Raw genomic sequence first — 15,129 nt, forward strand, 5'->3', positions numbered from 1 at the left:
CAGGAAGATTTAAACAGCTACAAGGAGGTCTTGTGAACAAGGCCATTGAAATTAAGAAACTTGGACAGCTTGAAGTGCTAACGGCTTCCGTCCCTTATACTCAAGACCCGACTCGCTTGTTCCACACACTATGTGAGAACAAAACTGACAGCCTATTGCTGGAATCTGCTGAGATCGATTCAAAGCAAAATTTAAAATCCCTGCTGATCGTAGATTCAGCGGTTCGCATTGTTTGCTTCGGCCATACCGTTAGCATGCACGCCTTGACCAATAACGGTAAAAACCTACTGTCTCACCTAAACCAGAACATCCGTGGTGACGTTGAGAGCAAGTTCGATGGCGAAACGCTAACTTTGCGGTTTAACCAGCCATGCGACACGTTAGATGAAGACTCTCGCCTACGTGAAGCCTCTTCTTTCGATGCGCTGCGTTTGGTTCAGCATAGTTTTGATATTTCACAGCAAGACAAACACGCAATTTTCCTTGGTGGTCTGTTTGCCTACGACTTAGTCGCAAACTTTGAGCCGCTTGGTAATGCCGAAGCAACAAATCAGTGTCCAGATTACGTTTTCTACGTCGCGGAAACACTACTTGTTGTCGACCATCAAACGGAATCTTGCCAGCTTCAAGCGACGTTGTTTGTTGATGGTTCAGAGAAAACAGCGTTAGAGACTCGTATTGCAGAAATTAGCGCCCAATGTGCAGCGCCAAAACTGTTGCCGAGTGCAGAGCAAATAACAGATGTAACGGTAGAACCTAGCGTGTCTGATGCAGACTTCTGCCAAACCGTTCGCGACTTAAAAGAGTTCGTAGTGAAAGGCGATGTATTCCAAGTTGTACCGTCTCGTAGATTCACTCTACCTTGTCCTTCTCCACTGGCTGCTTATAAAGAACTGAAACAAAGTAACCCAAGCCCTTACATGTTCTACATGCAAGATGAGCTGTTCACTCTGTTTGGCGCATCACCAGAAAGCGCGCTTAAGTATGAAACCGATACCAACCAAATTGAAATCTACCCAATCGCAGGCACTCGTCGCCGCGGTAAGCGCCCTAACGGCGAGATTGATTTCGACCTAGACAGCCGCATCGAACTTGAACTGCGCACCGACATGAAAGAAAACGCAGAACACATGATGTTGGTTGACTTGGCACGTAACGACGTCGCTCGTATTGCTCAAGCTGGTACTCGCCACGTAGCAGACCTTCTAAAAGTCGACCGCTACAGCCACGTAATGCACTTGGTGTCTCGTGTGGTTGGTCAACTGCGTGAAGACCTAGACGCGCTGCACGCATATCAAGCATGTATGAACATGGGTACGCTCACCGGCGCACCTAAGATTCGTGCCATGCAGTTGATTCGCGATGTAGAAGGCGCACGACGCGGTAGCTACGGCGGCGCTGTTGGCTACCTCACTGGTGAAGGCACACTCGACACCTGTATCGTGATCCGCTCAGCGTACGTTGAGAACGGCATTGCTCAAGTTCAAGCTGGTGCTGGCGTGGTGTTCGACTCTGATCCGCAAGCGGAAGCAGACGAAACGCGCGGCAAAGCACAAGCGGTAATCTCTGCTATCCAAGCAGCGCATAAGTCACAATAAGGAATAGGGTTCAGAGATGGCTAATATCATTTTTATCGATAACTTTGACTCGTTCACCTACAACCTTGTGGATCAGTTCCGCTCGTTAGGTCACTCGGTCAAGATTTACCGAAACAACATCCCAGCAGAAACCATCGAACAAGCGGTAAACGAGCTTGAAAACCCAGTGGTTCTGCTATCGCCAGGCCCTGGTGCTCCTTCAGAAGCAGGCTCAATGCCTGAGCTTATCCAACGCATGAAAGGCAAAGTGCCGATGATCGGCATTTGTCTTGGTCACCAAGCGATTGTTGAAGCGTACGGTGGCACCGTTGCTGGCGCGGGCGAAATCATTCACGGTAAGGTCTCTATGATGGAGCACCAAAACCATGCGATTTACCAAAACCTACCATCACCACTTGCAATTGCACGTTACCATTCGCTGGTTGCGACCAAGGTTCCTGAGAGCCTAACCATCACAGCAGAAGTGGATGACTTGGTAATGTCTGTTGTACATGAAGAAGATAAAGTTTGCGGGTTCCAATTCCACCCGGAATCTATTATGACGACCTACGGAGCAACACTGTTGGCCAATGCCATTGAATGGGCACTTGAAGAACAAACTTCAGCGAACCCACTCACTGCTTAAAAAGCACTTGGCACATAAGAAATTTATGAGAGGAAATATGGAAGCAATCATCAACCCTATTATTACCAAACTGTACGAGCAAGAATCGCTTACTCAGGAAGAGAGCCAACAGCTATTCGACATCATTATCCGTGGTGAACTAGATCCAATTTTGATGGCGTCAGCGCTGACTGCACTAAAAATCAAAGGCGAAACGCCAGACGAAATTGCAGGCGCGGCAAAAGCACTGCTGGCAAACGCAAACCCATTCCCTCGTCCAGATTATGATTTCGCGGATATCGTAGGTACTGGCGGCGACGGTCACAACACCATCAACATTTCAACCACTGCGGCGTTTGTTGCTGCAGCATGTGGTCTAAAAGTAGCGAAACACGGTAACCGCAGCGTTTCAAGCAAATCGGGGTCTTCTGACCTTCTTGATTCATTTGGTATCAACCTAGCTATGAGCGCAGAAGATACGCGCAAAGCGGTAGACGATATCGGTGTTGCTTTCCTATTTGCACCTCAATACCACGGTGGTGTGCGCCATGCGATGCCAGTGCGTCAAACCATGAAAACACGCACCATCTTTAACATTCTTGGCCCACTGATTAACCCTGCTCGTCCTAACATCGAATTGATGGGCGTTTACAGTGAAGAACTGGTTCGTCCTATCGCAGAAACCATGCTACAAATGGGTATGAAGCGCGCCGCTGTAGTACACGGCAGTGGTTTGGACGAAGTAGCAATTCACGGTGAAACAACCGTTGCCGAAATCAAAGACGGTAAGATCACAGAATACAAATTAACGCCTGCAGACTTCGGTCTAGAAGCGCACCCACTAGAAGCAATCAAAGGTGGCGATCCTGAAGAAAACAAAGCGATCATTACCAATATTCTGACGGGTAAAGGGACAGACGCACAATTGGGCGCAGTGGCAGTAAACGTTGCTCTGCTAATGCGTCTATTCGGCCACGAAGATTTAAAAGCCAACACGCAACAAGCGATTGAGGCAATGAATTCAGGCAAGGCGTACCAATTGGTACAACAACTTGCCGCACACGCTTAAGGAATTGAAGAAGATGACTGACTTCAACACTCAGCAAGCTGACAACCTGTCTGAACACGTTTCTAAGAAAGAAGCAGAAATGGCAGAAGTACTGGCGAAAATTGTCCGCGACAAATATCAGTGGGTAGCAGACCGTAAGATGTCTCAACCGCTAAGCACATTTCAGTCTGATTTGCTGCCATCGGACCGCAGCTTCTACGATGCTCTGAGTGGCGAAAAGACGGCATTCATCACAGAATGTAAGAAGGCATCTCCTTCTAAAGGTTTGATTCGTGATCACTTCGACTTGGATTACATTGCGTCGGTTTACAACAACCACGCAGATGCAATTTCAGTCCTAACAGACGAAAAGTACTTCCAAGGTAACTTTGACTTTCTTCCTCAAGTGCGCGGTCAAGTCAAACAACCGGTTCTGTGCAAAGACTTCATGGTAGATACCTACCAAGTTTACCTAGCACGTCATTACAGTGCTGATGCCGTGCTACTGATGCTTTCTGTCCTTAATGACGAAGAGTACAAAGCGCTAGAGGAAGCGGCGCACAGCCTGAACATGGGTATCTTGACCGAAGTCAGCAACGAAGAAGAGCTTCATCGTGCAGTTAAGCTAGGCGCACGCGTTATCGGCATTAATAACCGTAACCTTCGCGACCTAAGTACTGATTTGAATCGTACTAAAGAACTGGCACCGACAATTCGCGAACTGGCTCCTAACGCAACAGTAATCTCAGAATCTGGCATTTATACGCATCAACAAGTTCGTGATTTAGCGGAATACGCAGACGGCTTCTTGATTGGTAGTTCACTGATGGCAGAAGACAACTTGGAACTTGCTGTACGTAAAGTGACCTTAGGCGAAAACAAAGTGTGTGGCTTAACGCATCCAGATGACGCAGCAAAAGCATATCAAGCTGGCGCGGTATTTGGTGGCCTGATTTTTGTCGAGAAGTCGAAGCGTGCGGTTGACCTTGAAGGTGCTCGCCTAACCATGAGCGGTGCTCCACTGAACTACGTGGGCGTTTTCCAAAATCACGATATCGATTTTGTTGCTTCTGTCGTGACCTCTTTGGGTTTAAAAGCGGTGCAACTGCACGGTCAAGAAGACCAAGCTTACGTAAACCAACTCAAAGCCGAACTGCCAGCAACGGTAGAAATTTGGAAAGCTTACGGCGTGACTGATGCCAAGCCAGAACTACTTGCAGAAAACATTGACCGTCACCTATTAGATGCACAAGTTGGCACTCAAACCGGCGGAACTGGTCAAGTTTTCGACTGGTCACTGATCGGCGACCCAAGTCAAATTATGCTAGCGGGCGGACTGTCGCCAGAAAATGCTCAACAAGCAGCGACACTAGGTTGCTTGGGATTAGATTTAAACTCTGGTGTAGAAAGCGCACCAGGCATAAAAGATTCACAGAAGTTGCTCGCGGCATTCACTGCTATTCGCAACTACTAAAGCTGGATATCAGCTAAAAAATTTAAAGCTATTCGTAGCGAAAAATACGAGAAGGAATATAACGATGGCAAAACTGAATGCCTACTTTGGCGAATACGGCGGTCAGTACGTTCCGCAAATTCTAGTTCCAGCACTGGAGCAACTAGAGCAAGCGTTTATCGACGCGCAAGAAGATCCAGAATTCCGCAGCGAATTCATGACGCTTCTTCAAGAGTATGCGGGCCGTCCAACGGCTTTGACTCTAACTCGTAACCTAACCAAAGGTACGAAAACCAAACTGTACCTAAAACGTGAAGACCTACTTCACGGTGGCGCGCACAAGACCAACCAAGTGTTAGGTCAAGCACTGCTTGCGAAACGCATGGGTAAAAACGAAATCATCGCTGAAACAGGCGCAGGCCAACACGGTGTTGCAACCGCACTAGCGTGTGCACTACTTGGCCTTAAGTGTCGCGTGTACATGGGTGCAAAAGACGTTGAACGTCAAAGCCCGAACGTATTCCGTATGAAGCTTATGGGCGCAGAAGTTATTCCTGTCCACTCGGGTTCAGCAACACTTAAAGACGCGTGTAACGAAGCGCTACGCGACTGGTCTGCAACTTATGAAGACGCGCACTACCTATTAGGTACAGCGGCAGGCCCTCACCCATTCCCAACCATCGTGCGCGATTTCCAACGCATGATTGGTGAAGAAACGAAGAATCAGATTTTGGCACGTGAAGGTCGTCTTCCTGACGCAGTTATCGCGTGTGTGGGCGGTGGTTCAAACGCTATCGGTATGTTTGCTGACTTCATCGAAGAAGAAAGTGTTCGCCTAATTGGTGTTGAGCCAGCAGGTAAAGGTATCGATACTGACCAGCACGGTGCACCACTTAAGCATGGTAAAACAGGCATCTTCTTCGGTATGAAAGCGCCATTGATGCAAGATCCTAACGGCCAAGTTGAAGAGTCTTACTCAGTATCTGCTGGTCTTGATTTCCCTTCAGTTGGTCCACAACACGCCCACCTAAATGCAATCGGCCGTGCTGAATACGACAACGTAACAGATGATGAGGCGCTAGAAGCATTCCAAGAGATTGCGCGTCACGAAGGTATCATCCCTGCTCTAGAATCTTCTCACGCACTGGCTCATGCACTGCGTATGGCTCGTGAGAACCCAGAAAAAGAGCAATTGTTGGTTGTTAACCTATCTGGTCGTGGTGATAAAGATATCTTCACTGTGCATGCCATCCTAGAAGAAAAAGGAGCGATCTAATGAGCCGTTATGAAAAGATGTTTGAGCGCCTAAACGAAAAGAACCAAGGCGCGTTTGTACCGTTCGTAACGGTTTGCGATCCAAACGCAGAGCAGTCTTACAAAATCATGGAAACACTGGTTGAGTCTGGCGCAGATGCCCTTGAACTTGGTATTCCATTCTCAGATCCGCTAGCCGATGGCCCAACCATCCAAGGCGCTAACATTCGCGCGTTAGACTCAGGCGCAACACCAGATATCTGCTTCGAGCAAATTGGTAAGATCCGAGCTAAGTACCCAGAACTGCCGATTGGTCTTCTGATGTACGCGAACCTTGTATACTCCCGTGGTATCGAGAACTTCTATGAGCGTTGTGCAAAAGCAGGCATCGATTCTGTTTTGATTGCAGATGTACCAACTAATGAAAGTGCCGAATTTGTTGCTGCTGCAGAAAAGTTTGGTATTCACCCAATCTTCATCGCACCACCAACGGCAAGTGATGAAACACTGAAGCAAGTATCAGAGTTAGGTGGCGGCTACACTTACCTACTCTCTCGTGCAGGTGTTACTGGCGCAGAAACCAAAGCAAACATGCCTGTAGGTCATATGCTCGATAGACTGAACCAATTTGATGCGCCACCAGCGCTACTTGGTTTTGGCATCTCAGAGCCAGCACAGGTGAAACAAGCACTAGAATCTGGTGCGGCGGGTGCTATCTCCGGTTCGGCTGTCGTGAAGATCATTGAAGCGAACGTTGAGCAGCCACAAATTATGCTCGACAAGCTAGGTGAATTCGTTTCTGCAATGAAAGCTGCCACTCAAAAATAATTTCAGTTTGATATGACACAACAACGCCCGCTTAACATTATGTTTAGGGGGCGTTTTCTTACTATCGCGTTTATACCACGTCATTTTTTGTTCAACGCCCGCACTTTCCAAATCTATCTCAAGCAGAGCACTCAAAGAGTGTTAAGCTTGGGTAACTTAACTAACTCAATAAAGCAATGTGCAGTAAGGTTGCTACATGGAAGAAGTCAAAACACTGCTAGCCAAATGTCCTGTACTATCAGGGCTGCCAGATAAAGGGCTTAGTGAAGCAGCGCAAATGACTAAGGTTCGCTGCTTCGACGAAAAAGCACTGATTTGCAATAAAGGTGCGCTTCAATCTTCTCTTATGGTCATAGCTCAAGGTGCAGTGAGAGTGAACTCAATTAGTTCAAAAGGCAAAGAAGTCACACTGATGATTTTCGAAGCTGGTGGCTGGTTTGGAGACAATGTTTTTTCTCCCGGTATGCCTCGTATTTTTGGTGCGACCGCGCATTCTGACGTGACTGTAATGGAGCTTCCTGGAGATAAATTTCGCCAATTACTCGCCAAATACCCTCAAAGTTACCCCACTATACTCGACTTACTTAGCCGCCGCTTGTGGTCTGCTATTTCTGTTATCGAAGATGACGCGATTAGAGGAATTGAAGAACGAGTCGCCAAAAGGTTGCTGCTACTTGCTGAATACCAACTTAATCAAGCGATCGATACTCGACCATGCGTTGTCAGGGTAACAAGAGAACATATCGCTAACATGATGGGGCTAACTCGTCAGAGCGTACACAAGATACTAAAACGACTAGAAAGTGTCGGGATGCTAGAGCTAAACTATGGCTCAGTAACCATTACCAATCCGAAACGCTTAGAAGAATACTTTAAAGAACTCGAGCAATAGATCCATTCAACAAACGCTAAGTATTGTCTAACGATAGCTAAAAAACTTATGCATCTAATTGGTCAAGAGCACAACACCATTTGCGCTTAGGCAAGTGGCGCTGTGACACAAAAACCATTGAATTGACTAAGCTATATTCAATTCAGATTTCAACTCACGTTTCAAAATCTTTCCTGTCGCACTCATCGGGAGGTGTTCACGAATTTCGACATAACGAGGATATTTAAACGAGGCTAATTGCTCTTTACCCCACTTTTGTAATGAATCGGCGTCAATATATTCTTTTGGTTTAAGTACAACGTAAGCTTTTATCTCTTCGCCATACTCTTCATTTGGAATCCCTATCACCGCTACCATTGAAACTGCAGGATGAGTCATGAAAACTTCTTCAATTTCTCTGGGATAAACATTAAATCCACCTCGAATGATCAGATCTTTCATTCTATCGACAATAAATAAATTACCTGAACTGTCAAAGCGGCCCACATCACCAGTATGGAACCAACCATTTTGTAGCGCAGATTCAGTAACTTCTGGGCGGTCAAGATATCCCTTCATAACATTATGACCACGCACAACAATCTCACCTTCTTCGCCTATCGGTAGTGCATTGCCTTCAATGTCGATAACTCTTACTTCGACGCCTTGAACCGGTTGACCTACCGAGCCTGGTATTCGCTCCTGATCTAAATGATTAAAACATGCAATAGGACTTGTCTCCGACAACCCGTATCCTTCTAAGATCGGCACATTAAATGTTTCTTCAAAGGTTCGAAAGATTTCGGTTGGTAATGGCGCACCACCGCTTACTGCAACACGCAATGACGAGGTATCAAATTGATGCTGCACATGAAGCAGACCGATGTACATCGTTGGCACACCAGCAAATATCGTCACCCTATGTTTTTCCACCAGCTCAAGAACATGTTTAGGCTCAAACCTAGGCACTAACACCAATGTTGCCCCGCCCAAAACACTAGCATTTAAGTGGACGGTTTGACCAAATGTATGAAATAAAGGCAAAGTTACTAAGTGAATATCATCGGCCTGGCTGCCCATAATGTTTTGTGCCACCAGAGCGTTCATTATGATGTTCTGCTGAGTCAGCTCAGCGCCTTTTGGTAAGCCTGTCGTCCCTGATGTATACAAAATCACACAAGTATCATCCGCATTACGCGGTATATAATCCGGCAACGGTTGGACATCGGCTATAAACGCATTGAGAGTTATTACACCATTCCAATAGCTTTGATCTTGAGATTGAGTCAGTACGACTATGCCTTCGCATGTATCGACTTGTTCAAAGGCTTTGACGCCCTCTTTTGCCATTGGCAGTTCTTTCGTCCCTTCAAAGCAGAAATAAAACTTCGCTTTTGAATCTTCTAAGTGATACTTAATTTCTCGCGCTTTCAAAAGCACATTTAATGGGACTGCAACCGCGCCAGCTTTTTGTATTGCATAATAAACAAACGCGAAAAAAGGAATGTTTGGGCATGAAATCGCAACGCGGTCACCTGGCTTTACGCCTTTATTGATTAAAGACGCTGCGATCTTGCCGGCGACCGCATCAAACTGCTCATAATTTATCTTTTCAGCGCCACATATCAACGCCGTTTTATCTGGTTTACTCGCAGCATTTCTTTGTAACGCAGCAGCAAGATTCATCATAGTATCTTTACCTCTTACTTGTCTTTCTCGTCTAATCAGCTCAGGAGCATTAACTAAGCAAGTTATCCTTAACACTGGATCGTCAGCATTTGAGTCTCACCAGTCATTGTCATTTAACATTATGTTTACAACGCAATCAGGACTAAGAATGTAAAGCAATTAACATTTCAGAAGGCAAATTAATAAAAGTGTGAGCTTGAAAGAGATGAATTGTTATAAATATCAACCCAAGTCACTAAAAACTCTGACTGCAATAGCAAATACAAAAGCGGTTAAAATTAACAAAAAGAAAACAAATAAAGAAAAATAAACTTGAACAATCCTAAGCGCGACCCTTATAAGAAAAATCAATAGCAAACGTTTGCCATTGAACAAAACTTTATCGTTCGTCAATAAAATATCGATTAATCCATCAATAATACCTTGCTGCATATTGCCAATTGTAAACGATAAGTGTAAAAAGCAAGGCGAGATAATTATCCGTAAATCCATTTATGGTTAGTGGGTAATTTTAGGATTTTACATTTTATTAGCACAGAGGTTATGGAAGTGTTAAAAGAAAAGAGTTTGCTAAACAACATTGGCGTACAAGTCGTAATCGCCATGATCGTGGGCACAGCCGTTGGTGCCATGATGGGTCATGATGCGACAGTGTTCGCTCCTTTAGGTGCTATCTTTATCAACTTAATCAAAATGTTGGTTATTCCTTTGGTCGCTGTAGCCTTGATTTCTGGCGCCGCTGGTCTTGGGAACAGCCAGTCAGCAGGTAAAGTTGGCATCGTCACTCTAGGTTATTTTGGTTTAACATCCGCCCTAGCCGTTGCGCTTGCACTATTTATGGGTGAAGTATTCCAACCAGGCATGGGTATCGACGTCTCTGGCGTTGAAGGCATGTTCTCAGCAGAATACGCTTCAAAAGGTGAACTACCTACTTTCTGGGCAACCATCACTGGTATGATCCCAACCAACGTTTTCCAATCACTAAATGAAGCAAACATCCTACAGATCCTCGTTTTCTGTATGTTCTTTGGTATTGCGATTTCTAAGCAAGCAAAAGAGCGTCGTGAACCAATCATCAATGGTGTTAACTGCATCGTTGACGCAATGGTTTGGATGATCAACAAAGTAATGATCATTGCACCTATCGGTGTATTTGGTCTGATGGCAGAAGCCGTCGGTACGTTCGGTTTTGGTGCGCTAATGGTGGTGTTTAAACTGTTCGTTGTTTACGTTGCCGCCATCCTAATCTTCGGTTTCGTTGTTTACCCAGCAATGGTGCATGTTTTCACGAAGACATCTGCGAAGAAATTCCTGTCTTCAATGAAGAAACCGCAAGCAGTTGCGCTTTCAACAGCGTCTTCTATGGCAACACTGCCTGTTACAATGGACACCTGTGAAAAAGAGCTGGGCGTAAAAAATTCAACTGCATCATTTGTTCTGCCTCTAGGCGCAACGATCAACATGTCAGGTAATGCGATTTACTATGGCTTGGTTGCTATCTTCTTTGCTCAACTGTTCAATATCGATCTAGGCATGGGCGCTTACATTGCAATTATCGTAACGTCTACATTGGGTGCGGTTGGTCAAGCGGGTGTTCCTGGCCCTTCTTTCCTAGTGGTTGCCGTGCTTCTTGCCGCTGGCATTCCAATTGAAGGTCTACCGCTGCTATTCGCTCTTGACCGTATTTTCGATATGATTCGTACAGCACTGAACATCACAGGTGATGCTGCATGTGCAGTTATCGTTGATGCGCTAATTGAAGAAGAAACGGCAGAAGCTGAGCTAAAAAAGCAAGAAGCCTAACCCTTTCTTGAATAGACCAAAAACCGCTCATAATGAGCGGTTTTTTTGTCTTTTCTTGCATTACGTAACTATACAAATAGAAACCGATGGCATAAATTTTTCAAAATGATATAAACCATTACAAAATATAACAAAACGTTAGAGCTAGGTTATATCATGAGTCTTGAGCAATCTTTGGAATATCTCACCAAAATAAATTTGCCGATCGAATCAAAGCAGCAGGCCCTGGTTGACTCAGTTATTCTTACCCTAACGAAACAAAAACGAGATGCTCTTTTTCAACAGGTTGCTCTGTATCGAATAAAACTGCTTAAATCTCTCTTTCCTAAACACGCATCAAAAAGTCTTTCTGCACTATTTGAGTTAATGGATTATCGAGATTTAGTGCAACAGTATCCGACAGGTTTCTCCAAAGAGATTCGTTTACTTGAACAACTTGCCGCAGATTGTTACCCGCATTGGATGGTTTTCTGGTGTCAATGCGAGATCGAAGCAATCAAGCAAAAATATCCTTCAAACGAAGCTGCGATTCCTACTCCGCTTCCGTTTGACGACCACAGCTATACTAGCGTGTTAATTGAAGATATCGCAGATTGCGATCTTGAGGTAATGCTGCCAAATCATGCAGCGTTAATGCCGATTTCCGAAGCGATCACACTGAGTAATCTTGAGCTTTTCGTCCAAACTGAACAATGGTTTGAAATCTTGCCTCTTTTATCACTCTCGCAAAAAGGGCAGCACTTTGCCCTCTTGCTCAAATCGTCATCTTCACCAATCATGGTCTCCTCCGCTTTAGTGCAAAGCTGGCATCAACGAAATAACTGGCTCAGTTACTCACCACAGTTTAGTAACGAACAATGGCAGTTTTGCTTTCCTAATCATGGGTACAGTGTTCTCAATCAACTGGGTATTTTGGAGTGTCGTGCTCTAACTCATGAGCACACTCTTATTGAGTTTGATGCTCAGTTTCAATCTCGTGTAAAGAACAGTGAAGCGGTTTGCGAAGTACTGCGTCTTACGGTGGGAGGCAACATTCAACAAAAGCTGTATTTTTTGTATCTGGCGCAAAAAACTATGATGAGCGAGCTCTATAAAGCAGGCTATAAGCTCGGCCTTACCATTATTGAGCAAGTATTTATGTTAAATTTCTATCAATCTATTGATTTAAGTGCCTACTTTCACTCAGGATACCGCGACATTAACGGTGACGGTACCAAGACATACCGCGGTTTCTGGAATTTAGGTATGATGGTTGAAGCATTTCAAGACATACAATTTCGCGACTACAAACATTGCGTACGAACAAAAAGAATGGATAAAAAGGTGAATGAGCATGCTTGATGTTCATTTGCACGGTCTCTTTTACCCAAAAGCAATGGCATTGTACGCGACTGTACTAATAGTATTCGCTTGGCTACTGTATTACTGCTATCGCCTAAAACAGAAGAGTGAATCAATCTTAGGCTCGCATCACGCGCCTTACATCGCTTATTCCAGCTGTATCATTGTTTGGATAAGCAGCAACGCCTATTTCCATACCGATTTATTGCCAGAATTAGGCTCTGTTGGTGGCATTTTTATGGCTAAGTTAGCGAACTTAGCGTCTTTTTTCGCCTTTGCGTTTGCATTCTATTTTTCTTGCCAGTTAACCGCAGATGTTAAAAAAACAGCGGTCAAAGCCTGGCAAAAAGTCGTCTTTGTCGCACTAGCAACGTATTCACTGTACATCAACTTAGTACCGAATCTTACTGTCGAAAATGTCACCATTAGTGGTCCAAGCCAGTTCGTCATTAAATTTGGCCCACATACCTCATATTTTTTCATTAGTTTGCTAGCTTTCGTGGTACTAACGCTGCTTAACTTGATTGCCATGCGCGCTAACAGCAGCAAGCTCACGTTAGCAAAAAGCAACTATATGATCGCTGGTATTTTGGTATTCATGTTATCTACGGCAGTGATACACCTTGGAATGACGTATTTCCTTGGCGACTTCTCCCTAACTTGGTTACCACCAGCACTTTCAATCAGCGAAATGTTGTTTGTGGGCTATGCCCTACTTACCTCTCGCTTCTACAGCGCTAAATATCTCACGTACTTAACGGTAAGCGCGCTCTTAGTCTGCGCCATTTTTGTTCTGCCGCTAGGGGCGATATTTATTCCTATCTCTGAAGATAACCAATGGCTTGTTGCGGTACCTTTATGCGCGCTTATCGGTATCAGTTGGCACTTGCTTTTTAAGCGAGTCAGTCGTTTCGCTTCATACTTTATTTATGGGAAACGACACACTCCCGTTCAGCAAATCCTTGGGTTAGAGGAAGAGTTTAAACGCTCAATAGATGATGCTATGCGTCAGTTGGCATCGTTACTTAACATACCAAACAACAAGCTACAGCTAGTCACTAGCAATTACACAGAAACGTTTTACGAAGAGTACCTGCCGTCAAGCAAGTCAGTTCTCGTGCTTGATGAGTTGTCTGAAGAAATTGATTATGCCTCCTCTTCTAAAGGGTCGATGAGAAAGCTCTACGAGCGTATGCGCTCAAGCAATACTGCGCTCGTTATGCCTCTCTTCGGTCGTGGAAAATCTGTTACTCACTTGCTGATTTCTTCACATAAAATAGATAATAAGCTGTTTTCTAATGAAGAAATCTCAGCTCTGCAAACGTTATTAGTTCGCATCCAGAGCACCATTGAAGCCGATAGAAAGGTACGCCAAAGCCGTGCGCTGGCTAACTCCATTGCACATGAAATGCGTAACCCTCTCGCTCAAGTACAATTACAATTTGAAGCTTTAAAACAGCATATAGAGTCAAACGCCTCACTGGATATGCTAAAAAGAGAAATTGATAAAGGTGAAGCCGCTATACAACGCGGTCGACAACTTATCGATATTATTTTACGAGAAGTTAGCGACAGCTCACCAGAGCATGAGCCTTTAGCTCTCACTTCCATACATAAAGCCATCGACCAAGCAGTAAGCCGTTATGGTTTTGAAAACGATCAAATAATTGAGAGAATTAACCTGCCACAGGCACACGATTTTGTCGCGAAGTTAAATGAGACCCTGTTTAACTTTGTCATTTTCAATTTGATTCGTAACGCTATCTACTATTTTGATTCTTATCCCGACAGTCAAATTGAGATTCGTACCCAGACGGGGGCTTACGAAAACATTCTGATCTTCCGAGATAGTGGGCCAGGTATAGATCGCAGTATCTTACACAAGATATTTGATGACTTTTTCTCGTATCAAAAAAGCGGAGGCAGTGGCTTAGGTTTGGGCTATTGCCAACGTGTTATGCGCTCCTTCGGAGGACGAATAGAGTGCCAGTCTGAATTGAGCGAGTTCACAGAATTCTACTTGTATTTCCCAGTCGTACCAAACGCACCAAAACCAGAGACATTGAGAGCACCGGACTTTGATAACTGGAAAGCAACTCCATCACATTCTGAAAATCATTCAGCTCAACACGTACAAGTATGTAAAGATGCACCAACAGTGCTCATTGTTGATGACAAAGAGGTGCAACGCACCTTGGTACAGATGTATTTAAAAAGATTGGGAGTCAACAGCTTACAAGCAAATAATGGAGCCTCTGCGGTAGAACTATTCCACTCTCACAAGATTGATCTCGTTCTTATGGATGTCCAAATGCCGGTAATGAATGGATTTGACGCAAGCCAACGGATTAAGCAAATCACATCCTCCGTTCCAATCATTGCCTTATCTGGTGAGTCTGGAGCTAGAGAGTTGGAGCTAATTTCGAAACTCATGGATGACAGACTCGAAAAGCCCACCACGTTAAATGCACTTCAAGTCGTCATCCAAAGATGGCTACAGAACGAGAATTTTGCACCTTCCAACACTTTTTAATTTGCAAATATAGAACTGGCACTAGATGTGCATTATTGGAGTAAATCGAATTATCCAGAAGGTCAAGCAGGCTGCAAATGAGTAGCGTATGAGCTTGATAAGGAGAT

Annotated in this window: 11 protein-coding genes; 10 read left to right on the top strand and 1 reads right to left on the bottom strand. The window is 44.7% G+C overall.

The genetic code is table 11. The features are described 5' to 3' along the window. The first annotated feature begins 32 nt into the window (after positions 1–32). The 7 genes from MTF70_RS00070 to MTF70_RS00100 all read left to right on the top strand — a co-directional run bounded on the left by MTF70_RS00070 (position 33) and on the right by MTF70_RS00100 (position 7,677). Entirely contained in the window at positions 33–1,598 is a 1,566-nt protein-coding gene (locus MTF70_RS00070; RefSeq protein WP_054866145.1) for an anthranilate synthase component 1, read from the top strand. Between the two features lie 16 nt (positions 1,599–1,614). Beyond that, positions 1,615–2,223: an aminodeoxychorismate/anthranilate synthase component II gene (locus MTF70_RS00075; RefSeq protein ID WP_005434961.1), complete on the top strand. Its 609-nt coding sequence runs from the start codon at positions 1,615–1,617 to the stop codon at positions 2,221–2,223. A 37-nt stretch (positions 2,224–2,260) separates the two neighbouring features. Beyond that, positions 2,261–3,271, top strand: coding sequence for an anthranilate phosphoribosyltransferase (trpD, locus tag MTF70_RS00080; RefSeq protein ID WP_017635721.1), 1,011 nt, complete (start codon positions 2,261–2,263; stop codon positions 3,269–3,271). A 13-nt stretch (positions 3,272–3,284) separates the two neighbouring features. After that, on the top strand, positions 3,285–4,724 hold the full coding sequence (trpCF, locus tag MTF70_RS00085; protein WP_054866146.1) for a bifunctional indole-3-glycerol-phosphate synthase TrpC/phosphoribosylanthranilate isomerase TrpF: 1,440 nt from the start codon (positions 3,285–3,287) through the stop codon (positions 4,722–4,724). A 64-nt stretch (positions 4,725–4,788) separates the two neighbouring features. Beyond that, positions 4,789–5,979 carry a tryptophan synthase subunit beta gene (gene trpB, locus MTF70_RS00090; RefSeq protein WP_005445041.1) on the top strand — a complete coding sequence of 397 codons (1,191 nt, stop codon included), beginning with the start codon at positions 4,789–4,791 and terminating at the stop codon, positions 5,977–5,979. Then, on the top strand, positions 5,979–6,785 hold the full coding sequence (trpA, locus tag MTF70_RS00095) for a tryptophan synthase subunit alpha (RefSeq protein ID WP_025767264.1): 807 nt from the start codon (positions 5,979–5,981) through the stop codon (positions 6,783–6,785). Before trpB ends, trpA begins: the two co-directional genes overlap by 1 nt. 196 nt (positions 6,786–6,981) lie before the next feature. Further along, positions 6,982–7,677, top strand: a complete 696-nt coding sequence (locus MTF70_RS00100) for a Crp/Fnr family transcriptional regulator (RefSeq protein WP_158156673.1) — start codon at positions 6,982–6,984, stop codon at positions 7,675–7,677. Positions 7,678–7,803: 126 nt separating this feature from the next. Here the strand turns inward: MTF70_RS00100 and MTF70_RS00105 are convergent, their stop codons facing one another. Then, positions 7,804–9,345 (bottom strand): long-chain fatty acid--CoA ligase, encoded by a 1,542-nt coding sequence (locus MTF70_RS00105; RefSeq protein WP_205461177.1) that lies wholly within the window; start codon positions 9,343–9,345, stop codon positions 7,804–7,806. Between the two features lie 543 nt (positions 9,346–9,888). Here MTF70_RS00105 and MTF70_RS00110 point away from each other — a divergent pair. The 3 genes from MTF70_RS00110 (at position 9,889) to MTF70_RS00120 (ending at position 15,022) form a co-directional block, all read left to right on the top strand. Beyond that, positions 9,889–11,148, top strand: coding sequence for a dicarboxylate/amino acid:cation symporter (locus tag MTF70_RS00110; protein WP_005376774.1), 1,260 nt, complete (start codon positions 9,889–9,891; stop codon positions 11,146–11,148). 156 nt (positions 11,149–11,304) lie between these two features. Further along, positions 11,305–12,489, top strand: coding sequence for an acyl-homoserine-lactone synthase (locus tag MTF70_RS00115; protein ID WP_054866149.1), 1,185 nt, complete (start codon positions 11,305–11,307; stop codon positions 12,487–12,489). Further along, positions 12,482–15,022, top strand: a complete 2,541-nt coding sequence (locus MTF70_RS00120; RefSeq protein ID WP_054866150.1) for a hybrid sensor histidine kinase/response regulator — start codon at positions 12,482–12,484, stop codon at positions 15,020–15,022. Before MTF70_RS00115 ends, MTF70_RS00120 begins: the two co-directional genes overlap by 8 nt. The last annotated feature ends 107 nt before the right edge of the window (positions 15,023–15,129 follow it).

The sequence above is a fragment of the Vibrio sp. 2CM40D genome (assembly GCF_023161825.1).
In the GTDB taxonomy this organism is placed as follows: domain Bacteria; phylum Pseudomonadota; class Gammaproteobacteria; order Enterobacterales; family Vibrionaceae; genus Vibrio; species Vibrio alginolyticus.

Bases quoted from the DNA above. Each gene is read 5' to 3' on its own strand.
- MTF70_RS00075 (WP_005434961.1), top strand. From the start codon at position 1,615: ATGGCTAATATCATTTTTATCGATAACTTTGACTCGTTCACCTACAAC.
- trpD (WP_017635721.1), top strand. From the start codon at position 2,261: ATGGAAGCAATCATCAACCCTATTATTACCAAACTGTACGAGCAAGAA.
- trpCF (WP_054866146.1), top strand. From the start codon at position 3,285: ATGACTGACTTCAACACTCAGCAAGCTGACAACCTGTCTGAACACGTT.
- trpB (WP_005445041.1), top strand. From the start codon at position 4,789: ATGGCAAAACTGAATGCCTACTTTGGCGAATACGGCGGTCAGTACGTT.
- trpA (WP_025767264.1), top strand. From the start codon at position 5,979: ATGAGCCGTTATGAAAAGATGTTTGAGCGCCTAAACGAAAAGAACCAA.
- MTF70_RS00100 (WP_158156673.1), top strand. From the start codon at position 6,982: ATGGAAGAAGTCAAAACACTGCTAGCCAAATGTCCTGTACTATCAGGG.
- MTF70_RS00105 (WP_205461177.1), bottom strand. From the start codon at position 9,345: ATGATGAATCTTGCTGCTGCGTTACAAAGAAATGCTGCGAGTAAACCA.
- MTF70_RS00110 (WP_005376774.1), top strand. From the start codon at position 9,889: ATGGAAGTGTTAAAAGAAAAGAGTTTGCTAAACAACATTGGCGTACAA.
- MTF70_RS00115 (WP_054866149.1), top strand. From the start codon at position 11,305: ATGAGTCTTGAGCAATCTTTGGAATATCTCACCAAAATAAATTTGCCG.
- MTF70_RS00120 (WP_054866150.1), top strand. From the start codon at position 12,482: ATGCTTGATGTTCATTTGCACGGTCTCTTTTACCCAAAAGCAATGGCA.